The following is a 24368-nucleotide window of genomic DNA, read 5'->3' as shown; positions in this document are numbered from 1 at the left end:
TTGGTGTTTTGCAGTCCGGCGCAACGCCGGCAGAGAAGAGTTCAGTCATAGCGCAATGCTTCAATGGGGTTGAGCCGCGCTGCGCGCTTTGCGGGCAGGTAGCCGAACAGCACGCCAATCCCCACCGAGATGCCAAAGGCCACTGCGATGGAATTGAAGGACGGGCTGACCGTGACCGTTGTGCCGCTGGTGAACATGGGCAGCACCTTGTTTGCTCCCATGGATACGATGTAGCCCAGTGCAATGCCCAGTGCGCCGCCGAGGGCCGAGGTGGTGGCTGCTTCCACCACGAACTGCGACAGAATGGTGCGTTCCTTGGCACCCAGTGCCTTGCGAATGCCGATCTCGCGGGTGCGCTCAGTCACCGACACCAACATGATGTTCATGATGCCAATGCCGCCCACCAGCAGCGAAATGCTGGCAATGCCGGTCAGGATCACAATGACCATGTTGATCATGTTGTTCATTTCCTCCAGCCACTCGCTGGCGCTGTAGACATAGTAGCCGTTATCCGAGCCAAGCAGGCGCTGCAGTTCGCTTTCCACCGCAGACTTTGCTTCGTTGGCGCGGCCCTCATCCTCCATGACCGCGGCATAGTTGTTCACCGTGCTCTGGCTGGAAAGACGCATGGCCGTGGTATAGGGCAGGTAAACGCAGTCGTCATCGCTGCCCTGCTGCATGTCCGGATCGCTGACTTTGGCCGCCAGCACGCCCACGATGCGGAACTTGTTGGCACCGATCTTGAGCGTCTGGCCAAGGCCGTTGCCGCCAAAGGCCACACGGTTGAGGTAATCGCCGATGACACACACATGCTTGTTATCCTTCATATCCATGTACTGCAGGCCGCGTCCCTGCGCGATCTGGTAATTTTTCATGGCGGAATAGTTCTCGTCCACGCCGCTGATGTTGGACCAGCGGTAGCTGGTAGTGCCGATCTTCAGCGTGCCGCTGCCGCTGAAATCGATCTGCGGCGAAATGGACTGGATCAGCTCCGGGTACTCCGTGGGCAGCTTGTACATTTCCTCCACCGAAACGGTGCGTGAGCCGTTGCCCCACACCTGCACCGAAAGGGTGTTGGTACCCAGTGCCGAAAAGCTGTCGCGCATGCTTTTGGTCATGCCGTTGCCCAAGCCCACGATGACGATGACTGCCATAACACCGATGATGATGCCCAGCATGGTAAGGAAGGTGCGCAGTTTGTTGCTCCACACGTTCTGGATGGCCTGACGGAAGGTTTCAATAATCATGCTTTCTCCTCCTCATCCGGCGTTTCCGGCAGCAGCGTGGGCTGCACCACGGCTTCCGGTGCATGGGCATCGCCATCGTAGACCACCCGCCCGTCCTCCAGACGGATGATGCGGTCTGCCTGCACCGCAATGGAATTATCGTGGGTGATGAGCACCACGGTGTGGCCCTCATCGTGCATCTGCTGCAGCATTCCCAGCACTTCGCGGCCGGTGTGGCTGTCCAGTGCGCCGGTAGGCTCGTCGGCCAGAATGACCGCCGGGTTCCGCACCAGCGCCCGAGCGATGGAAACACGTTGCTGCTGGCCGCCGGAAAGCTGGTTTGGGCGGTTCCTGAGCTTATCGCCCAGACCCACCTGCTCCAGCACCTCTTTGGCCCGGGCGTGGCGCTCGGCGCGGCCGATGCCCGCATACACCAGCGGTACCTCCACGTTCTCCATCAGGTTGAGCCTTGGCAAAAGGTTGTACTGCTGGAAGATGAAACCCAGCATCTCGTTGCGGACGGATGCCAGCTCGTTGCGGCTCATCCGGCCAACGTCTTTTCCGTTCAGGCGGTAGGTGCCGTGGGTGGGCACATCCAGACATCCGATGATGTTCATGCAGGTGGATTTGCCGGAGCCGGACTGGCCCACGATGGCCACGAACTCGCCTTTTTCGATTTTCATGGTGATGTGGTCTGCAGCCTTTACCGTGGTGTCACCCATCTGGTAATACTTGCACACCTCATCAAACTCGATCAGAGCGCTCATGCATTCCTCCTGTGTCAGCCCAGATAGACCACGCCGTCTGCCTGAGACGGATTCACGTCATCCCCTGCGGAGCCCTGCTTTTCCTCGGCTTCCACAGGCTCTTCCGCCGGTACGGTCCCGTTTTCCGGTTCTGCTTCATCGACCATGCTGTTCGCAGCATCGGCGCCTTCCTCGCCCTCGGTGCCCTCTGCATCCGCCTCGTAATAGCCGCCGTCGTCATAGTACGTATCGGTACTTGCTGCGGCAGAGTCGTAAGCCACCGTGTCATTGCCGGTCAGCCCGCTGACGATCTGGGTGTAGTTGTCATCGCTGACGCCGGTCTTGACCGGCACATACACATAGCCGTCCGGCGCGATCATGCCCGGGTCTGCGTTGACTGCGCTGGGGGAGTCCTGCGTGACCAGCACATAGCCGCCGCGCACGATGGCAGCGTTGGGCACGGTAAGGGTATTCTTTGCCTGTGCCACCACGATCTCAGCATTGGCGTTCATGCCCGGGCGCAGGCCATCGGTCTCATCAATGCGCACCTTGACCGGGTAGGTGGTGGTGCCGCCATTGGAGGTACCCTTCAAGGAAACACGGGTCACAACGCCGGTATAGGTTTTGTCCGGCACGGCATCCGCCGTGACCTGCACGCTCTGACCCACCGACAGGCTGCTGACCTGCAGCTCGTCCACGTTCAGGGTCATCTCCAGATAGCTCAGGTCAAAGATCGTGCACAGGTCCGAGCCGGCGGACAGCGCGTCCCCGGCCTTGGCATTCTTTTCAATAATGGTGCCGCTGATGGGCGAGGTGATGGTGTAGTTGTTCATGGCCTCCTGCAGATTGTCCATGTTCAGCTCGGCGCTGCGCAGGCTCTCGGCGGCAGACTGGATGGCCTCGGTCAGGTCCTCGCCGCTGATCTGCAGCACGATATCGTCCTTGTTCACGGCTCCGCCTTCCGGCACATTGATGGCCGTCACGGTACCGGCGGCAAGGGCAGTCAGGGTGCGCTCTGCCTGATACTCAAAGCACTTGGCGGCAATGCAGTTCACGCCATTGATGGTTGCCGTTGCTGCCTGCGCAGTGGTCAGGCCGCCTGCATTGCGCACAGCAATGGTCACGGTGCGGGTGAGCAGGTTGCCGGTGCTCAGAGCATCGGTGCCGGTCACAGCGGTCACGGTGCCGGTCAGCATTTCAAAGGTGCCGTCCAGCGTCACCTCTGCGCTCTGGCCCACCGAGAAGGTGGCGGCATCTGCTGCCGGGAACTCCAGCCGCAGCACCATTTTGGAGCTGTCACGGATGACCGCCACTTCCTGACCGCTGGTCACTTCGTCGCCCTTGGCCACCTTGAGGGCACTCACAACACCTGCCACCTCGGCGCGGACATACTGGCGGTCTGCCGTCTTGTCGTAGCTGCGCTGTGCCTGCTGCAGAGCAATGGACGCCTGCTCCGCCTTGGTGGTGGCATCAGAGGAGTCCACTGTGTACAGCACGGTGCCTTCCTCCACGATGTCCCCTTCCTCAAAGCTGCTGGTCAACACCTTGCCCGCTACCAGCGACTTAACATTATATGTATTGGCAGGGTTCAGAGTGCCGGTTCCGCTGAGGGTGTTGGACACATCCCGTTTGGACGGCGAGACCTGCACATAGTTGATGTCCGTATTGGCGTTCTGTGCCTTGTCCGGGCGCAGGATGAACCATCCGCCCAGCACGGCCACGCACACTACCGGCACCATCCATTTCCAGTTCTTACGGAAAAAGGCTGCTGCTTTGCCGCCCTTCGCTGCGGGCTTTGCCTCACCCGCAGCCGTCTGCTGTACCGCAGCATCCTGCTTCTTTTTAAAGATCATGCTTGCTGTTTCCTCCTGTATCTTTCAGGGCATGCCCTGGTTTCGGTATCGGGCGCAGGCTTTGCAAAAGCGCGCGATAAAGAGTTTATTGTTAGTTTATCGCATTTTCGTCTATTACACAAGCGTCTAAATTTTGTTTTGACGCATTTGTGTCAAAGTTTTACCCAACTTTCACACCGTGCCCTCTTTTGCCTTCCAGACAAAACAAAAGAGACAGTGCCCCGCTCTTGCAGGGTACTGCCTCTTTTTTTGAAGCACGATCTTTATTCAGCTGTAGTTTCCACTACCACATACACCCCGGCAGGGACGCATGCAGCCCATGCGCCGTCCTTGTCCAGCCAGCCGAATTGCTCGCACACATGGTCCGGGCACTGACTGTCCAAAAACGCGATGGCACCATCCTTTACCTGCAGATGCACGACATAATTGCCCATATCATACAGGTAATCGTGGTCTGTATCCAGCGGCAGAGTCTCGGTGATGCCATCGCCAAAATCGACGGTGGCCTGCAGGCCGCTGCCCTTGCTGCTGTGTGCTGCGCGCACGCCGAAATACAGCGCTGCTGCCAGCACAAGGATCACTGCAGCAAAGATCAGGTTCTTCATCCATGGCTTCAGGCCTTTGGAGCCGGAAGCGTTTTCAGGTGCTTTGCGGGTACTCATGCAGCGTAGTCGCTGGCAGCCTTACCTGCAATGCGGCCAAACACGGTGAAGTCTGCAACAGCGTTGCCGCCCAGACGGTTTGCACCGTGCACACCGCCAGTGACCTCACCTGCTGCAAACAGGCCGGGGATCACAGTGCCGTCCTCCTTGAGGACTTCGGTGTTGGTGTTGATGGTCAGGCCGCCCATGGTGTGGTGCACACCGGCAGTGACCTTGATTGCATAGTACGGAGCAGTATCCAGCGGGTTTGCAAAGCTGGTGCGGCCAAAGTCGGGGTCATTCTTGGCCTCAACATAGCCGTTCCAAGTCTTCATGGTCTCGGCAAAAGCAGCCTCATCAACGCCCATTGCCTTGCCCAGCTCCTCGTAGGTCTCGCCGGTCACGGTGTAGCCCTTCTTGATGTAGCCCTGAATGACGCTGGAAGCATCGACCATAGCCTGATCGACCACCAGCCAGCTGTAGCTGCCAGTCTGAGCGATCTCAGCAGCAGAGACCACGTCACGGGTGCCTACTTCGTCGATGAAGCGCTTGCCCTCGGCGTTGATCAGCACAGCGCCGTCGCCGCGCAGACCCTCGGTGATCAGGGCAGCGGTGTTGGCCTCAACGGTGGGGTGGATCTGGATCTGGTCCATATCCACGGTGCCAGCACCGATGGCGGTGGCCATCTCAATGCCCTGACCCTGAGCGCCGGCAGCGTTGGTGGTCATGAAGCCCTTCAGCTCAGGCTTGTACTCGACAACCATGTCCAGATTTGCGCCGAAGCCGCCGGTGGTCAGCACCACAGCCTTGGCGTTCACAGTGACGGTCTCGCCGGTAGAACCGGTGGCCTTGATGCCCACAGCAGCGCCGCTCGCATCGGTCAGGATCTCGTTGGCGGTGGTGTTCAGCAGGATCTGAACGCCAGCCTTCTCACAGTTCTCCTCCAGCAGGGGGATCATGTAGGAACCGACAGAAACGGTCTTGCCCTCTGCGTCCACAGGGCGATGGATGCGCTTGACGGATGCACCGCCAAAGCTGGAAACGCTGTGCAGGGTGATGCCGTGCTCGTCCAGCCAGTCGATGGCATCAGCAGAGTTGGAGCACAGGGTCTCCACCAGAGCAGGGTCGTTGATGCCCTTGCCGCCGATCATGGTGTCCAGCTCCATCAGCTCAACAGAGTCGAAGTAGCCGGTGGGGTTCTTCTGGTACTCTGCCCACTGCTCAGAGACGGTCTTTGCCAGAGCGGTGATGGTCTCGTTGTCAGCGTACTTTTCAGCAGCAGTCTTCAGGGTCTTTTCGACACCGGCAGACTCGCCGAACTCGTTCTCATCCTGATACACGGTCTTGCCGGCGTTCATGCCGCCGGTAGCGCGCACAGAGTTGCCGCCCACCATGGCCTGGCTCTCCACGATCACAACGCTCTTGCCCTCGGCAGCAGCGGTGATGGCAGCGGTCATGCCTGCGCCGCCTGCACCCACGATGACAACGTCAGCGTCAACGGTGGAATCCTCGGCCTTGGTCTCGTCGGCCTTGACCTCGATCTTATAGTCGTCAGCATTCAGGCCGGCGGCAGTCAGGGCAGCGACTGCTGCCTCCTTGATGGCGTTGGAGGTGATGGTCGCGGTGGACACGCCGTCCACGGCGATGCTGCCGGTCTCAGCGATCTGAGCGGGCAGCTGCTCCAGTGCCAGCGTACCGATGCCGGGGGTCTCGTCCTTACCCTCAGCGGTGCAGCCGGTGATCTTGCCGTCTTCCAGCGTCAGGGTAACGGTAACGTCGCCGCCCATGCCCTTGGCAGTGCCGGTGAAATCGCCGGACACGCCGCCTGCGGTGGAAGCGGACTTGCTGCCGCAGCCGTAGCCCAGCAGACTGACACCCACAACAACCGCCATGGCCAGCGCAGCCACGCTCTTGCGGATCTGATTCTTTTTCATTGTTTCTTCCTTCTCATATTCGGGTTGCTTGTGTTCGGACATCTATCAGCAAAAAAGGGGGAGCTGCTCATTCGGAAAGCAGCTTCCCCTCGCTGAAACTTAGGAAAAACTTAGGCGTTAGCCTGAGCTGCAGCAACAGCGCATGCAACGGTAGCACCAACCATGGGGTTGTTGCCCATGCCGATCAGGCCCATCATCTCAACGTGTGCAGGCACAGAAGAAGAACCTGCAAACTGAGCATCGCCGTGCACACGGCCCAGAGAGTCGGTCAGGCCGTAGCTTGCGGGGCCTGCAGCCACGTTATCGGGGTGCAGGGTACGGCCCGTGCCGCCGCCGGAAGCGACGGAGAAGTACTTCTTGCCGTTCTCGATGGCCCACTTCTTGTAGGTGCCAGCAACCAGATGCTGGAAGCGGACGGGGTTGGTGGAGTTGCCGGTGATGGAGCACTGAACGTCCTCCTTCTTCATGATGGCAACGCCTTCCATAACGTCGTTTGCACCGTAGCACTTGACGGCTGCGCGCTCGCCCTCAGAGAAGGGGATCTCCTTGACGACGGTCAGGGTCTGAGTGGGGATGTCGTACTCAGTCTGAACATAGGTGAAGCCGTTGATACGGGAAATGATGTAAGCTGCATCCTTGCCCAGGCCGTTCAGGATGACACGCAGGGGGGTCTTGCGGACCTTGTTTGCAGTGCGGGCGATGCCGATAGCACCCTCAGCAGCTGCAAAGGACTCGTGGCCTGCCAGGAAAGCGAAGCAGGTGGTGTCCTCGCTCAGCAGACGAGCGCCCAGATTGCCGTGACCCAGACCGACCTGACGCTGCTCAGCGACAGAGCCGGGGATGGTGAAGGCTTCCAGACCTTCGCCGATGGCAGCAGCGCACTCGGCAGCATCGGTCAGGCCGCGCTTGACGGCGATGGCGGTGCCCAGGGTGTATGCCCAGACAGCGTTATCAAAGCAGATGGGCTGAACGCCGCGCACGATCTTGTCGCAGTCGATGCCCTTTGCGAGGAGCATCTCGTTGCAAGCGTCCAGAGACTCCAGGCCGTTAGCCTTCAGGCATGCCTCGATTTTCGGCATGCGGCGATCCATAGATTCAAAAGTTGCCATGAGTTGTTCCTCCTCTCTTATTCCTCACGCGGGTCAATGTACTTCACAGCACCCTGCTCCTTGCTGAAGCGGCCGTAAGTACCCACGTTCTTCTCATAAGCCTCGTTGGGGGTCTTGCCGTGACGGATATCCTCCATCATCTTGCCCAGCTTGACGAACTGATAGCCGATGACCTCATCGTTGGCATCCACAGCCAGCTTGTTGATGTAGCCCTCGGTCAGCTCCAGATAACGGACGCCCTTTGCCTTGGTGGAGAAGATGGTACCGGTCATGGAGCGCAGGCCCTTGCCCAAGTCATCCAGACCTGCGCCGATGGGCAGACCGTCCTCAGAGAAAGCGGTCTGGCTGCGGCCGTAGACGATCTGCAGGAACAGCTCGCGCATAGCAACGTTGATGGCATCGCACACCAAGTCGGTGTTCAGAGCTTCCAGAATGGTCTTGCCGGGCAGGATCTCGCCTGCCATAGCAGCAGAGTGGGTCATACCGGAGCAGCCGATGGTCTCCACCAGAGCCTCCTCGATGACACCGTTCTTGATGTTCAGGGACAGCTTGCAGGTACCCTGCTGAGGTGCGCACCAGCCCACACCGTGGGTGTAGCCGCTGATGTCCTTGATCTCATAGGCCTTGACCCATGCGCCCTCTTCGGGGATGGGAGCCGGACCATGCTTAGGACCTTTGGTGATCGGGCACATATTCTGTACTTGCTGCGAATAGGTCATAATCATACTCTCCTTTTGACAAATGTTGCTTTGCAGCACAAAGCCGCCGCCGCGCCCTGCCGGCACAGCCGCTGCCCTTTGCTGCTTGCATCTGACCGGGCGCGCCGCTCTCTTTCAGCGCCTTAACCGGTACTACCACGCATGATTTTATTATAGAGAAAGCTGACGGATTTTGCAATACATTTCCGGTAAAAAACATCAAAACTATTTGCAGTTGCCTTCCGCTAACTGTCAATTCGGATGCTTTTGTCATTTCATTCGTCAAGTTTTTGTCAACTATGTCAAGAGGGCAAATTTCACGCTCCTGTGTCCTGCCTGCGCGGTGTCTGCCCGGCAGGCTTCAGTACCCACATGGCCGCAAAGCCCGCCGCTGCGCCGCCCACGGCAAGCCAGTGCCGCCCGGCTTCCAACCCCCAGAGATTTGCTGCAAACGGAAAGGCCAGACTGCCCACGCTCTGCCCCAGTGCCAGAAAACCGTAGTTCACCCCTGCGTGCGGCAGGCCGAACAGATCGGTGGAAAGGGCGGGCAGCACTGCTGCAAGGCCGGAATAGCAGAAGGTAAGCCCCGCGTAACAGGCGATCACCCACCAGCCCTGCGCAAACGCAAACCCTGCCGAAAGCCCCAGCGACACCGCAAACAGCAGCAGATCGGTGGGCCTGCGGCCAATTTTATCGCTGAGCATGGGCATCAGCAGGCGGCCCGCCGCACTGCCCACGCTGCCCAGCACCACGCTCCACAGAGCAGCGTTCTCGTCCAGCCCCCGCTCCACGCCCAGCTTCAGGATGATGGGGCTGAACAGAAGCACCGCCGGGGTGGAAAAGCACACCGCGCCTGCGCACAGCCAGTACTGCTTTGTTTTCAGCATCTGCCACGGGGAAAGGTCAATGGTATTTTTGTCGTTTTGCTGCTGTTTTTCGGCATCCTGCGGCGGGTCCTGCAGCAGCAGACTGCCCGCAAGGCAGACGGGCAGCGTGACGGCCCCCAGCGCCCAGAACGCGCCCCGGATGCCCTGCACGATCCCAAAGCCGCTGACCGCCGTGCGCACGAACACGGTGAGGAACGCACCGGAAAGGCCCACCGCCCCGCCGATCACGCCGGTGGCAAGGCCCTTGCGCCCGGCATACCACTTCTGTGCGCAGGACTGGATGGATGGGTACAGAAACGCCGTGCCCAGCCCCGCCGGGATGCTGAATGCCAGAAAAAAGCTGCCCGCACTGCCGCCCGGCAGCATGGCCGCTGCAAAAAATCCGCCGCACAGCAGTGCTGTTCCCCACAGAGCCGCACACCGCGGGCCTCGGCTGTCCTGCAGAAAGCCGCCGAGGACGCACCCCACGCCGAACGCCGCAATGAGGATGCCGAAGGCATAGCCTGCCCCCTGCTCGCTCAGGCCGTACTCGTCCATGACCGGCTGCTGGAATACGCCCCACGCCGCCGGGATGCCCGTGAGCACCTGAATGGCTGCGCCCGCCGCAAGGATGGTCCACGGATGTTTTGCTGCAAATTGCTGTTTCATCGTCTGTCCTCCGAATGGTTTTTCCCTTACAGTGTGCCCATTTCAATTGACAAAACGGCAGATTTCTTTATAATGAATAAGGTAAAAGTATTTACATTGATTTATATAGAGAGGAACCATCTTATGAAAACACAGGCATTGAAGGGCATGCGCGACCTGCTGCCCGCTGAGCAGACCCTGCGCGATTACATTCAGGGCAAAATTCTGGAGACCTACCGCGCGTCCGGCTTCGAGCGCATTTCCACCCCCATGCTGGAGGATATGGAAAACCTAGACAAATCCGACGGCGGCGACAACCTGAACCTGATCTTCAAGGTGCTCAAGCGCGGTGATAAGCTCACCGCTGCCCTGAACACCGGCGACCCCAAGCAGCTGTCCGATATGGGCCTGCGCTATGACCTGACCCTGCCGCTGAGCCGCTACTATGCCGCCAACAAGGATAAGCTGCCCAGCCCCTTCAAGGTGATCCAGACCGACCGTGTGTTCCGCGCCGAGCGCCCGCAGAAGGGCCGTCTGCGCGAGTTCGTACAGTGCGATATCGACATTCTGGGCGATTCTTCCCCCAATGCCGAGGTGGAACTGATCGACGTGACCACCCGTGCCCTGCTGAACATCGGCTTCACCGGCTTCACCGTCAACATCAATGACCGCCGCATCCTGCGCGGGATGCTGGAGAGCATGGGTTTTTCCGCTGATACGCTGGATTCCGTCTGCATCACCTTTGATAAGATGGACAAGATCGGTGCCGATGGTGTGAAGGCTGAGCTGACCGAAAAGCAGCTGCCGGAAAATGCCATCAACGCACTGGCCGACTTCATTGCCGCAGGCGAAGTCACGCTGGATGCCGTGGCTGCCCGCTGCGCAGACCCCGCCATTGCCGACGACCTCAAGTATGTCCTTGCTACCGCCAACGCCATGGCTGCAGACCGCTATCAGGTAGCCTACTGCCCCAGTCTGGTGCGCGGTCAGGGCTACTACACCGGCATGGTGTTTGAGATCACCTGCCCGCAGTTCAGCGGTGCCGTGGCCGGCGGCGGCCGCTACGACAACATGGTGGGCAAGTTCCTGGGCACTCAGGTGCCCGCCGTGGGCTTCTCCATCGGCTTCGAGCGGGTGTGTGGCATCCTGCTGGAGCAGGGCTACCAGATCCCCGGCGCAAAGCAGAAGATCGCCCTGCTGTACGGCAAGGATGCCGACTTCACCGCCGTTCTTGCCAAGGCTGCAGACCTGCGCAGCAGCTACAATGTCACCGTTCTGCAGCAGGCCAAGAAGCTGGGCAAACAGTTGGGCCAGCTGGAAGCTTCCGGTTTTTCCGGTGCCGCCTTTATGGATAAGGATGAGATCAAAATTTTTGCGCAGCAGTAAATAATTGCACACAAAGCCCCTTTACTTTTGACATGCTACCCCTAGAGTAGACAGAGTAAAAACAAAACTCTGAGTACTCTTGGGGTATTTTCATGTCAAGAAAAAACACCCCAGAAAATCGAGCGATTTTCTGAGGTGTTCTTGTTTTTTCTGGTTTAAAAGCCGGTAGGCGGCACATAGTAACTGGGGATCGAGGCTGTTTTCTGCACATTTGCCTGCTGGCGCAGTGCTGAACGGGTCACCTCTGCCCAAGAATACTGGGTCATATACTCGCCGCGATAGGAATTGGTGGCCGAGCGGCTGCCCCGCAGGAAATTGTAATAATCACAATCCACCTTGCTGGTGTCAAGCGCCAGTGTGCTGCGGCCGCGGATGAGCAGACCGGTAACACCTGCATCCTCCAGCGTATGGCTCAGGTCAAAGATCAGATTGCGGAGATGGCTGTGCAGCGATGCGGTGTCGGGCTTATCCTCACACAGCACGGCCAGCATTTCGCCGTTGGTGCAGGTGGCACCATTGCGATCCACCAGATAGGCCAGCAGCTCCTTGCTCTTGCTGCGCTTGAAGGCCAAAGCGCGCCCGCCCACGAAGATCTCAAAATTGCCAAAGCACTGGATCTTGATGCCGACAGGGGCATTCTCCGGCGGGTAGCGCAGATGCTCCAGCACATTGCGCACATCTGCCTCGTTTGCAGGCTTGAGTAAAAAGCCGCTCACGAAGATCTGCAGCGCTTCCAGCGCATACTCCGGGTGCTCTGTTACCACAATGATGTTGCAGCGCGGCTGCAGCTTCTGGATCATGCGCGTCAAAGCAAGCCCGTTCATGCCGGGCATTTCCAGATTGAGGAAAGCCGCGTCCATCGGCCCCTGACGCATCCAGCTCAGTGCATTCTCGGTCGTCATGGCGCTGACATAGTCACAGTCGGGTGCAACGCGGCACAGGATGCGGATCAGCGAGTTGATTGCAAGCTGTCCATCATCGACGACCAGTATCTTCATTCGTACACCCCCGCAAGTTTACCATACATGTTCCCTGTTTCAGTTTAACACTTTGTCCTTTGATTCGCAAGTTTTTTTGCACAAAAAGCCAGAAGCTCCACACTTCTTTACAAAAGGACGTTCCTTTCCCATCCGTTTCCTCACGAAGCAGCTGGCTGAAAGAGGCGTCTTTCCCATTTTCATTTCCGGTAGTCAAAGCAACTATACAAGATACTCTGTGCCATCCAGTCCGGTCAGTTTTTGTGCTGTCGTTTGTCCCACACGGGTGCAGAGCCGCTCATACGCCTGCCGCATCCGGGTCGGGCGCGAGGTGCAGTTGTGTGCATCGGAAGAGACCGCGTCCACCAGCCCCGCCTTGACCCAGTGCTCCAGCCGCATCCGCTGCCAGAAGCCGCTGTCCAGCACAGCCGAACAGTTGATCTGGCAGCGCAGCCGGTACTGCTCATGCAGGCGGGCCAGCAGGCCGTGCTGCGCAAGGCAGGGATACCGCTCAATGTGGGCCACCAGAATGCGGTAACCCGCACCCGTGATCTCCCGCAGGGCCGCTTCCAGCTCCTTTGCCGTTATGTTCGGCACAAATTCCAGCAGCACCCAGCCGGTATCTCCCAAGGTCAGCAGCTGGCGCTGGACTGCCGCATATCCCGTCGCAGGGGTATACAGCAACTCAGAGCCGTGCTCCAGCTTCAGGTCGTAGCCCTTCTGCGCACAGTAATCCCGGGCAAAGGCCAGATGCCGGTCGTAGATTTCCTGCGGGAAGTGTTCCATGCCCGGCGTACTGTGCGAGGTAGCAAACAGGTGCCGCACACCGTCTGCTGCCGCTGCATCCAGCATGGCATACATTTCTTCTCTGGTCTGCGCACCATCGTCCACGCCGTAGACGAAGTGCGCATGATAATCCGTAAAGCCGCTCATTTCTTTTCCGCTTCGTGGCTTCGTTTATAATACTTTCTGTAATAGCCGTACTTTCCATACTTTGAGTAGGATTTGTAGTACTTGCGGCCCATATAGTTGTCGTAGTCCACCTGATTGAGCACGGTGCCCAGAATGGGGCAGCCGGTCTGCTCGATCTGCTGCTTCACGTCCAGCAGCTCCTGACGGCTCACATCGTTGTAGTTCACTGCGATCAGGGTGCCGTCACATGCCTTGGCGATCTCCGCCGCATCGATGACCACGCCCACCGGGGGTGCGTCCACAATGACGTAATCTGCCATTCTGGCCAGCATATCCAGCAGTTCGGCAAAATGGCTGTTGGTCAGCAGCGCCAGCGGGTTGGGCACATCGCGGCCCACCGGCACCATGATCGCGTTGGGGATGTCGGTCTGGTAGATGACCTCATCCATGCCCACCATACCGGCCAGAAAATGGGAGAGGCCCTTGCCGTCGCTGCGGCCATCCTCATATTTCAGGCCGTAGTCACTGTTGACCATGCTGCGGCGCAGGTCCGCGTCCACCAGCGCCACCTTGATGCCGCGCTGTGCCAGCGTGCGCATCAGGTTCATGGACAGATAGCTCTTGCCCTCTGCAGCATGGCAGCTGGTGATCATGATCTTTTTGACACTCGCACCTGCAAAGGAGAGGTTGGTGCTCAGGGTATTAAAGGCTTCATTTCCCGCATAATCCAGAGCCGGAAATTTTGTGATCTTCAGCTGTTTCATGCTTTCCTCCCAGAGCTGCCACCCACACGGCGGCGGACATCATTGGCAAACCGCTTGGTGCGGCGCTTGAACTCGCTTTTCTCTTTCGGCTGTTCGCCAGCATCGGCCAGCGGGATCGATGCCAGCACGACCATGCCGGTATACTTGCGGATATCATCGGCAGACTTGTAGGTATCGTCCAGCATGGTCCGCAGCACCACCACGGCGCAGGCCAGCACAAAGCCCACTACAAAGCCCAGCAGGATGTTCTTGGCCTTGTTGGGGCTGAACGGGTTCTCCGGCACACGCGCAGAAGACATCAGGGTGGGCTCGTCCGTCTTCATCTTTTCCGAGATGTACTTTGCGCCCACATCCGCATACTCGTTTGCGATCGCTGCTGCTTCTTCCGGATCCGGGTTCGTGACCGTGATATCCAGCATACGGGTGTCGCTGGTGTTGGTGACAGACAGCATACTGGCCATATCGGTGTAGGTGTAATCCAGATCCAGGTTGCTGATGACCTTTTCGTGGACTTCCCACATTTCAAAGACCTTGATGTAATCGCTGGTCAGCTCGCTGCCGACCTGCAGATCGGAGAAGTTCAGCACCGAATCATTGCGGCTGACCACATAGATGGTAGCCGTTGCCTTGTACATCGGCGTTACCAGAAAAAACGTATAAAGCGCCATCAGTACGGCACCCACCACAGCCGTGGCTGCAATGAGCGTCCAGTGGGCCAGCAGGCCCATGAACAGTTCCAGCAGATCAATGGTATCTTCTCCCTGTTCCGGCTGTACCGCTAAAGCTGTGCGCTCCTTCACAAAAGTATCTTGCTGCACGATTTCACTCCTTATAATACTGCCGCCCATGCGGCCCGGGCGTTGTGCCCTTTCCTCTATTTTTCTGAATCCTATACGCCAAAAATGCGGCGTTCCCTTTTTCATCAGGGAGCACCGCAGAACATTTCTAGTTCTTAGCCCTCAATGGTCTTCACGGCCACCAGAACGAAGTTGGAGCCATAGAGCTTGACCTGACGGCCCTTCAGGTTCACCACGATCTCGCCATTCACGACCTTACCGGGCACAGTATAGTAGGTATAGGTCACAGTGCCGTCTGCCTTCGTCTTGGGCACAGCCACCAGAACGGTAACTTGCTCGTTGTCCTCGTAAGCAGCCTCAATGACCTTGGACTCAATGGTCAGCTTAACATTTGCAGCGTCGAGCAGGTTAGAGGTCTGCATCTCAAAGGCCTGCGTTACAGTAACATCTATAGTCGTCTTCTTTTCTTTCGAAGCGCCCGCAGCCTTCTGCAGGTCTGCATCAGAAGTGATGTCCTGCAGGACTTCCTCGACCTGAGCGGTATCCTCCTTGGCAGTGACCTTCACATCGCTGACAATGCCCAGAACACCGGTGACGGTAGCAGAACCGCTGGCCTTGACCTCATCTGCCACAGTCTTGCTGGGCGTTGCTGCCAGAACAGACACACCCATGCCCACGACCATAGCAGCGGTCAGAACAGCGCTGATAACTTTCTTCATAATGAAGATCTCCTTTCACTTCAAGCCGCACTCTCCAAGATGCTGCTTTCTATCGCAAATGCTTTTCAACATTTACATCATTCTTCAACAGGCTCCCAGAACAGCGTCAGAACCGCTTTCTGGATGGAAGCTTCGGTCGGATAGAACTCGGTGAATCCGTCCTCTGCCACCTTATGCTCGCCCTCCAGTGCAATGGCAGGCTCCACAGTATCGTCCTTTGCGGCCCACACCTCATTGACCAGCTGACCCTTTGCAAGGTCGGTGACCAGATAAGGCTGCAGCGCATCGTACACCTGTGCGGTGAACTGCTGATCCTGCTGCACCCTGCTTTCCAGCTGTGCGGAAAGCTGTGCAAGATACTCCTCCTGCCGCACCATGCGGGCTTCGTTGGTGCCTTCGCCAATATCCATGCGCCTGCGCACAAAAATCTCAGCCTGATCGCCCTGCAGCGTCAGGGTAGTTCCCTTGGTCATGGCCGGGTCTGCTGCGGAGAAATCATCCTCCAGCGTCACGGTCACACCGCCTGCAAGGTCGTTCAGCACCGAGATGCCGTCCAGACTCATAGCCAGATAGAAATCAATGTTTTCCCCCTGCAGCAGGCGGGACACTGCATCACGGGCATAGCCGCAGCTTTCCTCCTTGCCATCGCCAAAGCCATGGGCAAGGCTGATCTGCATCTGAGTGGTGCCCACCGGATTGCCCAGCATACCCAGCACCGTCACCTCTGCCATGGTGTCGCGGTCGATCTTGAGCTGACGGACCGTCTTGTCTTTGCTGTCTATCACAATGAGCCGTTGAAAATCCGCCTGACCGCCCTGATAGGAGCCTTCTGCTTCCACCTCGCTGTCATGGTCGATGCCCATAACAAGGATGGTGGTCAGATCTGTGCGCCTGCGGTAGGTCACGCCGTCCACTTCCATGGTCTCAGCGGTCTCCTGCGGCAGCTCCGTCCGGGTCTCCGGCTTTTGGCTGCGCTTTTCCAGCCAGCTTCCGCCCACAAAAAGCAGTACAGCTGCCAGCACCAGCACAGCCAGCGCAGCAGCGGCACCACGATGTTGTTTTTGTCTGTTCAAGCGGGTAAGCTTCCCTCTTTTCTTCGGAATATAGTTTTCTGCGGGAAGGTCTTTCCATTGCCACAGAAAGATATTCCTTGGTCTATTATATCGTCACAGGTGTGCAACTGTCAATGTATTTTCGTTATTTTCCGGCAGGAAATTTCGCATTTTCAGCCTTTAGGGAGCCACAGATAAACACAAACCCCGGCCATGCAGAGTTCATCCGCACAGCCGGGGCCAATTGGTATTTTATTTGATATCCAGTTCAGGCGGCACATCGATCTGGTCCGAGACATACTTGCCGTTCTTTTTGCGCTGCCGCACGCACTCCGTCAGCAGATATTCGATCTGCCCGTTCACCGAGCGGAAGTCATCTTCGGCCCAGGCGGCAAGGGCATCGTAGAGCTTCGCGTTCAGGCGCAGGGGCACCTGCTTTTTTGGTTCTGCCATCAGTACAGGCTGCCGCTGTTCACGATGGGCTGGGCATCACGGTTGCCGCACAGCACCACCAGCAGGTTGGAGACCATTGCCGCCTTGCGCTCGTCGTCCAGCTCCACCACCTTATTCTCATTCAGGCGTTCAAGGGCCATTTCCACCATGCCCACAGCACCGTCCACGATCATCTTGCGGGCATCGATGATGGCGCTTGCCTGCTGGCGCTGCAGCATCACGGCTGCGATCTCCGGCGCATAGGCCAGATAGGTGATGCGGGCTTCCACTACCTCGATGCCGGCCTCGGCTACATTCTTCTGGATCTCGTCCCGGATGCGGGCGGCTACCACCTCCGAGGAGCCGCGCAGACTGCCCTCATCGGCTACGCCGTCGCCGGTGGTGTCCACATTGGGAGCCACATCATAGGGGTAAATGCGCACCACATTGCGCAGAGCGCTGTCGCACTGCAGGGAGAGGTACTCCTTGTAGTTGTCCACATTGAATACGGCCTTTGCGGTATCGGTCACGCGCCAGATGACCGCAATGCCGATCTCCACCGGGTTGCCCAGACAATCGTTGATCTTCTGGCGGGAGTTGTTGAGGGTCATCATTTTGAGCGAGATCTTCTTGCTGGTCGATTCTGCGGTCTGGGAACTGCTGTTACCTGCCTTAAGCAGGGCCGCCATGCCGGTTTCGCTGCTGTTCACATCGCCGCTCTGGCTCAGTTTGGTGCCAGCTGCCGGGTTCACCGCGGTGCAGAAGGGGTTCACCCAGTAAAACCCCTGTCCCTTCAGGGTGCCGATGTAATCGCCGAACAGGGTGAGCACCAGTGCTTCCTGAGGCTTTAACACCTTCAGGCCGCAGAGCAGGAAGATGCCCGCCACCCAGTATGCGATGGACAGGATCGTGAGCAGGATGCCCGGAAACAGGCTTTCGTCCAGCAGAATGATGCTGTAGAAAAACAGCAGGACGGTAACAGCATAGCCCAGCAGGGTGAGCAGCAGCATGACCATGCCGTTCTTTTTGGTCTGCAGAATTTTCTCTTCCATAACAGTTCCCTCCTTCACAGGGTGCGGAAGCGTTTCTTTGTGATATCAAAATCATATCACTTTATATCATTCTTGTCAAGTCCTCCGCAGGCAAAAAAAGAGCCGCCGCACAAACACTGTGCAGCAGCTCCTTTTTGTTTCTCTTTTTATAATGTAAGGGCACTTGCTCTCAGGCGAAGGTCAGCACCACCTTGCCAGCGCCGCTGTTGCGGTCTGCAAGGGTATCGAATGCCTTCTGGAAGTCCTCTGCCTTGAACACATGCTGTTTATTGTTGCATCTACGCTGGTCACGGCTTCAGCCGTTTCCATGTGCGGTCAGGTGGGCTGGATTGGTCTGCTGATCCCGCACGCATCCCGGATGCTGGTTGGAAGCAACAACCGTTATGTGGTGCCCCTCAGTCTCAGTCTGGGAGCCAGCTTTATGATCCTGATCGATACCCTGTCCCGCAGCATCAGCATTATCGAGCTGCCTCTTTCCATCCTCACCGCTATCATCGGTGCACCGGCGTTTATTTCTCTGTTGAATAAAACAAGGAGCAATCTGCAATGATCTTGGAAGTGCAGAACGGCTGCTTCGGCTACCCGAAGCAGCCTGTGATTCTCGAAAATATCAATTTGCGTCTGGAAGAAGGTCACATCCTTGCGATTCTTGGTCCAAACGGCATTGGTAAAACCACCCTGCTCAAGTGCATGATCGGTCTGCTGCCATGGCACAGCGGCAAGACTCTGCTTTATGGGAAGGACATTCACACCCTCAAGCCGAAGGATGTCTGGAGTACCATCTCCTACATTCCGCAGTCTCGCGGCTTCGCTTTTTCCTACACCGGTCTGGAAATGGTTCTGCTGGGGCGCAGTGCGCATCTCGGAACCTTTCAGCAACCCGGCAAAGAGGAAATCGAAATGGCGGAAGCCATGATGGAACGAGTGGGGATCACCCGTCTTGCCAACAAGGACTGCAACCGGATGAGCGGCGGTGAACTACAAATGGTGCTCATTGCCCGTGCCCTCATCAATGAGCCGAAGCTCATCATTCTGGACGAGCCGGAAACCGGTCTGGATTTCCACAATCAGATCTTAGTGCTGAATATGGTGGAGCGGCTGGCGCATGAATCCGGCATCAGTGCCATCATGAATACCCACTATCCCACCAATGCCATGAGCGTAGCGGACGAAGCCCTGATGCTGAACCGCAAAGGCGAATTTTTCTACGGTCCAGCTGTGGAGATCTTGAACGAGGAGAACATCTCGTATTCTTTTGATGTTCAGGTGCTGGTGGATGAACTGCATTATCAGGGGCGGTCGGTGCGCAGCATCGTTCCGGTTGCTCTACGGGAGGAAACTGCTGTATGAACAATGTCCCTTTTACACTTTCCCAGGTTCGCCCGATCCGGGATGCTATGACCGTTTCCCGACCTTCCGGACTGGGCTATGGAGTGCCGGTAACATGGTTTTCCTTGGGCGCAGGCACTTCTATTACCCCGGAATACTATGACTGCACCACTCTTTATCTGGGTGGTGAGGGAAACGGCAAGTTTCTTCTGGGAGTCGATGGGCAGGAAGTGTCTGTCAAACCCGGAGAAGTGCTGTATGTACCGCCGAAAACACTGTGCGGCACAAAAACCGACAGTGGAACGATCTATACCGAAATCATTTTGAAAAAGGAGAATTTTACCATGAACAACATCATCAAGGCAGGCCAGCCCACCGAACTGAAGGAGCTCATTTCTTATGAAGAGGGCAGCATCGCCAATCTGGACATCGCTCATATCGACCTGCTCGATGTTGAAATCTGTCGGCAGAGCCACCGCCGGGCGGTGTTGCAAGCTGTTCAGGAACGCTTCAATGCGAGTGATGACACCCACATTGGAAAAATGCTCATCCACTTCGATTTGCAGGTAGGGTTTATCGCCCATCTCCTGCTTGAACAGGTGTGAGAGCATGGTGTCCGGGCCGCAGCCGTGGTTGGTCAGATAGACAGCGTAGAGATTCGGGTGGTGAGCGATCAACTTTGCTCCGGACAGGATATGCTGACCGAACGGATAATAAAGATTATTGTATTCATCGGAGATGTCCAGCGCATGACCGGGCAGGTGGCTCAGCGTGATGACTTTATAGCCGCGTTCCAACAGCAGTTCCGGGATACCCATGTTCAGGATGGGGTCGGAAACGCCGTAGTTGCGGGTGATGAGCACCAACACTTTATCGTCCGGTCTCAGGGTCGCCAGCAGAGCTTTACCTTGTTTTTCCACGGCGGCGGTATGGCGGCGCACCGCCATGGCACCACTGAGCAGAGCTTTGGCACAAAACGGTTTCGGGATTCCTAAAATCTTGCTCAGTCCCAGCATTGCAGATGCCATAGCTTCCTGCCCAAAATCGAGATCGAATACCGGACTGAGCAGAGTGATGCCCTTGCTCTCAATGTCCAGAGCTTTGGCAATGGATGCGGCTGCCGTCTGCATATAGACGCAGCCGTAGTTGTGTTTCACACGGCTCTTTTCGTGCTTCATCGTGTGGATGGTGGGCAGGAAGATATAATCTACTTTTTGGTCGATGAGCTGCTGCATATGGCCGTAAATAAGTTTGACCGGGTAGCAGGTCTCCCCTTGTGCGGTCTGCTGAGCCAGCCGGATCGTTTCCTCACTGGTGGGGTCAGTCAGGACGACATTGAAGCCCAACGAGGTAAAGAAGGCATTCGTCATCGGGAAGAACTTGTGAATCATCAACGCAAAAGGCACACCTACGGTCTTTTTACGTGGGTCACGTTTGCCAGTGTAACCCTCCAAAAGCAGTTTGTCTGCCTGCTTGTAGAAGTCAATATTCTTCTGAATCTCCGCACTGCGGCTGTCCTCTGCGTCCTTTGCCGGGCTGTCAAATCCCACAAATCGACTGAGTGCGTCGCCCACAGCTTCCTGTGCCAGCAAAGCCGCGCCATACGCACCACTGATGGAAAAGACCGGGCTGACCTGTACACGGTCGCCGTATGCGGATTGGAATGCCGCCACAATGCCGGGGTTGTAATCGACACCACCCTGCAAAACGATGTGCTGACCCACAGGTTTAGAACCAACCACTTTATGCAGATAGTTCTGCACGATGGAATGACAAAGGCCTGCTGCAATATCTGCCTGTGAAACACCTTCAGCGGAAGCGGACGCAATGGCCGTTTCGATAAACACCGTGCACCGTTCTCCCAAGGATGCCGGATGCTCAGAGGATAAGGCCAATGGGCCAAACTCCGCCAGTGGGATGCCCATACGGGCAGCTTGTTCTTCCACAAAAGAACCGGTACCGGCAGCGCAGATCTTGTTCATCTGAAAATCCACAACTTCACCGTTCTGGATGCTGATGTATTTGCTATCCTGTCCGCCAATCTCAAACACGGTATCGACTTCCGGCACCCAATGAGCAGCTCCCTTGGCTTGCGCAGTGATCTCATCCCGGACAGCATCTGCTCCGATGCGTTTGCCGACGCGCTCTCGTCCTGAACCGGTCACACCGACTGCGGTGAACCGGATATCACCAAACCGCTGACGAATACTTGCAAGGCCTTTGCGGACAGCTCCTTCCGGGTCACCTGCGGTGCGCAGATATTGAAAGTCTACCAGTTCACCGTCAGCACCGACCAGAACAAGATCGGTACTGGTAGAACCGATGTCGATGCCCAATGCGCAGCCGCTTTCTGGAATGATCTTGGTAGCGTTTGGCTCCGCAAGGCTCGTGCCGGGGCGCAGTTCCAGTTTGGGCAATGTTCCGACCATGTGGTGTGTTGTTAGTGTACGGTCCAGAGAATCATTCAGTTGACGTAACGTGAACGAGCCGGATGCTTTGAGTGCAGCACCAAGAGCCGCTTCATATCGGGCAAACTCCGGAACGATGAGTTCTTTCTCACTCAACCCGAATACATCCCGGATGGCTCGGATCACGCCTGCATTGCAGGTAACACCACCGCAGAATACCACAGGTTTACAGATCGGCAGCCGCCGCACGATGGTCACCTTATAGTTCCGGATCATGGCATAACACAACCCCAACAGGATATCCGGCGTGGAAACGCCTTCCTGCTGGCGGTGGATGATATCTGTTTTGGCAAAGACCGCACACCGACCGGAAAGGCGCGGAACACTCTGTGCCTGCTCTACCAGCGAAGAGTAATCTCCCAGCCTGCAGCCCACGCGAGACATCTGTTCTTCAAAGAACGAACCTGTACCGCCCGCGCAGTGTTCGTTGACTGAAAACTGAGGTGCGCGGCTCTGCAAGTCCGTGATGAATCGCGCGCCCTGACTGCCAATTTCAATGACCGAACCCACCTGCGGAATGATCCAGCGCACACCCTCGACGATAGCTGGGATATCGCCTAAAGAGGGAATGGCTGAATCTTGCTCCAGCAGAGCCTCCGTGTTGCTTCCGGTCACACAGAGTGAAAACGGAGTATCCATCGCCAGTTCCAACGTGGAAAGCCCCTTTTTCAGGCAGACAAAAGGGTTGCCGTGATGCACCGCCATCCACTGCTTTTCAATTTCTTGATTTTTCAACAGCACCAACTTGACCGTTGATGTACCGATATCTATTCCCAACGAAAGCATTGTGTCACTCCTTCGATATCAACCCTGAACGTTATAGGGTTTGACATTTCAAACTTTATACCGTATAATAATGATGCCTTTTAATTAGACACCTCTAACCAAGAGTTTAACACAACTACCTCGGAGTGTCCGTTGTTATGGCAACGGCAAAGTAAATTTTAAGATGGAGCAATATTATTCAATTTTACAGCAATGCGGCATGTTCAACGGCATCCAGCCACGAAAATATAGGGAAGTCCTTAGTTGCTTGAATGCGACTGTCCGTGAATATCCTCGTGGTGCGCACATCGTCGAGCTGGGTGAGCAGAGCCACAATACGGGTGTTCTGCTGGATGGCACGATGGAAGAATTTTTTTATGATGAAAATGGCAATCAAATCAGCATCTGCCGTTTTTGTCCCGGAGAAGTATTTGGTGCAGAACTGGCCTGTACTGGCTGGACGGTAAGTCCGGTCTGTCTGCGTGCCAGTTCGGGCTGTACCGTAATGCAGCTGGATTTCAGCGCATTGATGTCACAGAAGACGCTGACCTGTCCCTGCCGGATGCAAGTCACAGCAAATCTTATGCAGGATATGGCGCAGCAGCTTCTCTTTTTTAACACCAAAGTGCGTATTTTAGCACAAAAACGGCTTCGAGATCGTCTGAAGATTTATCTTCAAACCTTGACACCCGATGAAAAAGGCTGTTACAGTCTGCCCTACACCCGGACAGAACTGGCAGATTTCCTCTGTGTGGACCGCAGTGCTCTTTCCCGTGAGCTGTGCCGGATGCGCGATGAGAGGATCCTTGATTTTTCCGGTGCAAAGATTCACCTGTTGAATCCAACGTTTTTGTATGGTTGGAACTGACAGTACTTCTAAATCTATGAAAAAAATTGTCTGCCGAATGTTTTTGTTCGACAGACAATTACTTTTTAATCTTCTAGTGTACGACTACCGGACACATTCTTCAAATATTCCTTCGGGTCGCCGTTCAGAATCAAATCCGCATAGCCCAGTGGGTCATTGTAGATAAGGTAGTCCAGTTCCGTCTGCTGCGCCATGGTCACATCCAGTGCATCCTCAACCCCGGTACAGTCAATGGAAATTTTTCTCCCATAGAATACAAAAAATCCGAACCCTTCTCCTATCGGAAAAAAGTTCGGATTTTGTTGATGTGGTGCACCTCCAGGGACTCGAACCCTGGGCCCACTGATTAAGAGAGCAAGCCGCCGGTTCGTCTCAATTTATGGAAGTTTCGAGTCATCGTTATTTTTAATCAAGACAACGTGATTTTTCACCCAGTAATTTCTGCACCCTTTGTCGGATTTTGCAACGAAAAGCACCTTCTGCACGTTTTGAAACCGTGCAAAATCCGTGCAGAAACCGTGCACTTACTCCCCGACAAATAAAATCGCTCTATCCCCCACCGGCTTGACGGCATTGGTTTGAGTGGCCGAACATCAAAATCAAGTCATGGAGGACACGACTATGAACAAACTGCTTTCTTGCCACTACAATATGGACACCAACCGGGTGGAAGCCCAGTTTGCGGACGGCTCTGCTGTTGCCATCGACTGCATTGCCATTGAGGACGAGTACGGCAACACCCCGGCACAGCGGGCAGAACTGGACTGGCTGCTCTACAATAAGCCATTGGAGTACGCCCAGCTTGTGCTGAGTGGTGAGATTGAACATTATCTCTCGCTCGGCCGCGACCATGGCAGATTAGAAGATTGACCTTTAATTAGAATATTCCAAACAGACCAACAGCCCTCTACTTGCGATCATTGCAAATAGAGGGCTATCGGTTTGTTAATAGTTATCAAGTTTTTCCACAACTTTTGTCGCCTATTTGTTCTTACTCATCTGCTTGAAAAAATTCCTGCTTCGTCCCGATAATATCTTCATAGTTGCTCTGAGTTACTGTGACTTCCAGATGATCTCCCTTATTTTCAATTTCTGCTTTTATATCATTTCCTCTGTCGTCTTTGCC

22 protein-coding genes and 1 pseudogene are annotated in these 24368 nt (G+C 56.2%); 5 read left to right on the top strand and 18 right to left on the bottom strand.

From position 1 onward, the window contains the following. Nucleotides 1-41 precede the first annotated feature (41 nt). From WMO17_RS10770 to WMO17_RS10735, 8 genes are all read right to left on the bottom strand, one after another. On the bottom strand, nt 42-1247 hold the full coding sequence (locus WMO17_RS10770) for an ABC transporter permease (protein ID WP_097774685.1): 1206 nt from the start codon (nt 1245-1247) through the stop codon (nt 42-44). Beyond that, a complete protein-coding gene (locus WMO17_RS10765; protein ID WP_097774684.1) occupies nt 1244-1993 on the bottom strand; it encodes an ABC transporter ATP-binding protein in 750 nt (249 codons plus the stop codon). The genes WMO17_RS10770 and WMO17_RS10765 overlap by 4 nt, the downstream gene beginning before the upstream one ends. Before the next feature lie 14 nt (nt 1994-2007). Then, on the bottom strand, nt 2008-3825 hold the full coding sequence (locus tag WMO17_RS10760) for an HlyD family efflux transporter periplasmic adaptor subunit (protein ID WP_349138062.1): 1818 nt from the start codon (nt 3823-3825) through the stop codon (nt 2008-2010). Nucleotides 3826-4088: 263 nt separating this feature from the next. Beyond that, nucleotides 4089-4487 carry a NusG domain II-containing protein gene (locus tag WMO17_RS10755; protein ID WP_207699164.1) on the bottom strand — a complete coding sequence of 133 codons (399 nt, stop codon included), beginning with the start codon at nt 4485-4487 and terminating at the stop codon, nt 4089-4091. Beyond that, a complete protein-coding gene (locus tag WMO17_RS10750) occupies nt 4484-6400 on the bottom strand; it encodes a flavocytochrome c (RefSeq protein ID WP_349138061.1) in 1917 nt (638 codons plus the stop codon). Before WMO17_RS10750 ends, WMO17_RS10755 begins: the two co-directional genes overlap by 4 nt. Nucleotides 6401-6510: 110 nt before the next feature. Beyond that, nucleotides 6511-7509 (bottom strand): GGGtGRT protein, encoded by a 999-nt coding sequence (locus WMO17_RS10745; protein ID WP_005935035.1) that lies wholly within the window; start codon nt 7507-7509, stop codon nt 6511-6513. Between the two features lie 17 nt (nt 7510-7526). After that, nucleotides 7527-8228, bottom strand: a complete 702-nt coding sequence (locus WMO17_RS10740; RefSeq protein ID WP_044953520.1) for an iron-sulfur cluster assembly scaffold protein — start codon at nt 8226-8228, stop codon at nt 7527-7529. Nucleotides 8229-8524: 296 nt separating this feature from the next. Then, nucleotides 8525-9742: an MFS transporter gene (locus WMO17_RS10735; protein ID WP_349138060.1), complete on the bottom strand. Its 1218-nt coding sequence runs from the start codon at nt 9740-9742 to the stop codon at nt 8525-8527. A 123-nt stretch (nt 9743-9865) separates the two neighbouring features. On the opposite strand from WMO17_RS10735, the gene hisS reads away from it, so the two are divergent. Beyond that, nucleotides 9866-11107, top strand: a complete 1242-nt coding sequence (gene hisS, locus WMO17_RS10730; RefSeq protein WP_349138058.1) for a histidine--tRNA ligase — start codon at nt 9866-9868, stop codon at nt 11105-11107. A gap of 155 nt (nt 11108-11262) precedes the next feature. On the opposite strand, the gene WMO17_RS10725 is transcribed toward hisS, so the two are convergent. The 8 genes from WMO17_RS10725 to WMO17_RS10690 form a co-directional block, all read right to left on the bottom strand. Further along, nucleotides 11263-12105: a response regulator gene (locus tag WMO17_RS10725; RefSeq protein ID WP_349138057.1), complete on the bottom strand. Its 843-nt coding sequence runs from the start codon at nt 12103-12105 to the stop codon at nt 11263-11265. 201 nt (nt 12106-12306) lie between these two features. Continuing rightward, nucleotides 12307-13017, bottom strand: a complete 711-nt coding sequence (locus WMO17_RS10720) for a CpsB/CapC family capsule biosynthesis tyrosine phosphatase (protein ID WP_349138055.1) — start codon at nt 13015-13017, stop codon at nt 12307-12309. Then, complete coding sequence (locus WMO17_RS10715) at nt 13014-13760, bottom strand: CpsD/CapB family tyrosine-protein kinase (RefSeq protein ID WP_005940552.1); 747 nt, start codon at nt 13758-13760, stop codon at nt 13014-13016. Before WMO17_RS10715 ends, WMO17_RS10720 begins: the two co-directional genes overlap by 4 nt. After that, nucleotides 13757-14578 carry a YveK family protein gene (locus WMO17_RS10710; protein WP_120080819.1) on the bottom strand — a complete coding sequence of 274 codons (822 nt, stop codon included), beginning with the start codon at nt 14576-14578 and terminating at the stop codon, nt 13757-13759. The genes WMO17_RS10715 and WMO17_RS10710 overlap by 4 nt, the downstream gene beginning before the upstream one ends. Before the next feature lie 134 nt (nt 14579-14712). Continuing rightward, entirely contained in the window at nt 14713-15276 is a 564-nt protein-coding gene (locus WMO17_RS10705) for a hypothetical protein (protein WP_349138054.1), read from the bottom strand. A gap of 77 nt (nt 15277-15353) precedes the next feature. Continuing rightward, complete coding sequence (locus WMO17_RS10700; RefSeq protein ID WP_349138053.1) at nt 15354-16349, bottom strand: LCP family protein; 996 nt, start codon at nt 16347-16349, stop codon at nt 15354-15356. Between the two features lie 231 nt (nt 16350-16580). Next, on the bottom strand, nt 16581-16781 hold the full coding sequence (locus WMO17_RS10695) for a type II toxin-antitoxin system antitoxin (protein WP_005940562.1): 201 nt from the start codon (nt 16779-16781) through the stop codon (nt 16581-16583). Next, nucleotides 16781-17812, bottom strand: a complete 1032-nt coding sequence (locus WMO17_RS10690) for an SPFH domain-containing protein (RefSeq protein ID WP_349138052.1) — start codon at nt 17810-17812, stop codon at nt 16781-16783. The genes WMO17_RS10695 and WMO17_RS10690 overlap by 1 nt, the downstream gene beginning before the upstream one ends. Before the next feature lie 163 nt (nt 17813-17975). Between WMO17_RS10690 and WMO17_RS10685 the strand changes: the two genes are divergently transcribed. Both WMO17_RS10685 and WMO17_RS10680 read left to right on the top strand, forming a co-directional pair. Continuing rightward, nucleotides 17976-18362, top strand: a complete 387-nt coding sequence (locus WMO17_RS10685) for an iron chelate uptake ABC transporter family permease subunit (protein WP_435387699.1) — start codon at nt 17976-17978, stop codon at nt 18360-18362. Beyond that, nucleotides 18359-19162 (top strand): ABC transporter ATP-binding protein, encoded by an 804-nt coding sequence (locus WMO17_RS10680; protein WP_349138051.1) that lies wholly within the window; start codon nt 18359-18361, stop codon nt 19160-19162. The genes WMO17_RS10685 and WMO17_RS10680 overlap by 4 nt, the downstream gene beginning before the upstream one ends. Here the strand turns inward: WMO17_RS10680 and WMO17_RS10675 are convergent. Beyond that, the gene (locus tag WMO17_RS10675) at nt 19102-22395 is read right to left on the bottom strand and encodes an acyl-CoA dehydratase activase (protein WP_349138050.1); all 3294 of its coding nucleotides are present in this window, start codon (nt 22393-22395) and stop codon (nt 19102-19104) included. The two genes, WMO17_RS10680 and WMO17_RS10675, sit on opposite strands and share 61 nt — an antisense overlap. Nucleotides 22396-22558: 163 nt before the next feature. Here WMO17_RS10675 and WMO17_RS10670 point away from each other — a divergent pair, with 163 nt between their 5' ends. Then, nucleotides 22559-23242: a Crp/Fnr family transcriptional regulator gene (locus tag WMO17_RS10670; protein ID WP_349138049.1), complete on the top strand. Its 684-nt coding sequence runs from the start codon at nt 22559-22561 to the stop codon at nt 23240-23242. Between the two features lie 65 nt (nt 23243-23307). Here WMO17_RS10670 and WMO17_RS10665 read toward each other — a convergent pair. Beyond that, a pseudogene (locus WMO17_RS10665) lies at nt 23308-23490 on the bottom strand (DUF6061 family protein); the annotation flags it as partial. Nucleotides 23491-23863: 373 nt separating this feature from the next. Between WMO17_RS10665 and WMO17_RS10660 the strand changes: the two are divergent. Then, complete coding sequence (locus WMO17_RS10660) at nt 23864-24112, top strand: DUF6061 family protein (protein WP_097783553.1); 249 nt, start codon at nt 23864-23866, stop codon at nt 24110-24112. The last annotated feature ends 256 nt before the right edge of the window (nt 24113-24368 follow it).

It is taken from the genome of Faecalibacterium faecis, assembly GCF_040096475.1.
Lineage (GTDB): Bacteria > Bacillota > Clostridia > Oscillospirales > Ruminococcaceae > Faecalibacterium > Faecalibacterium taiwanense.
The sequence above is the reverse complement of the archived record's forward strand: the minus strand, read 5'-3'. Positions and strand labels throughout refer to the sequence as shown.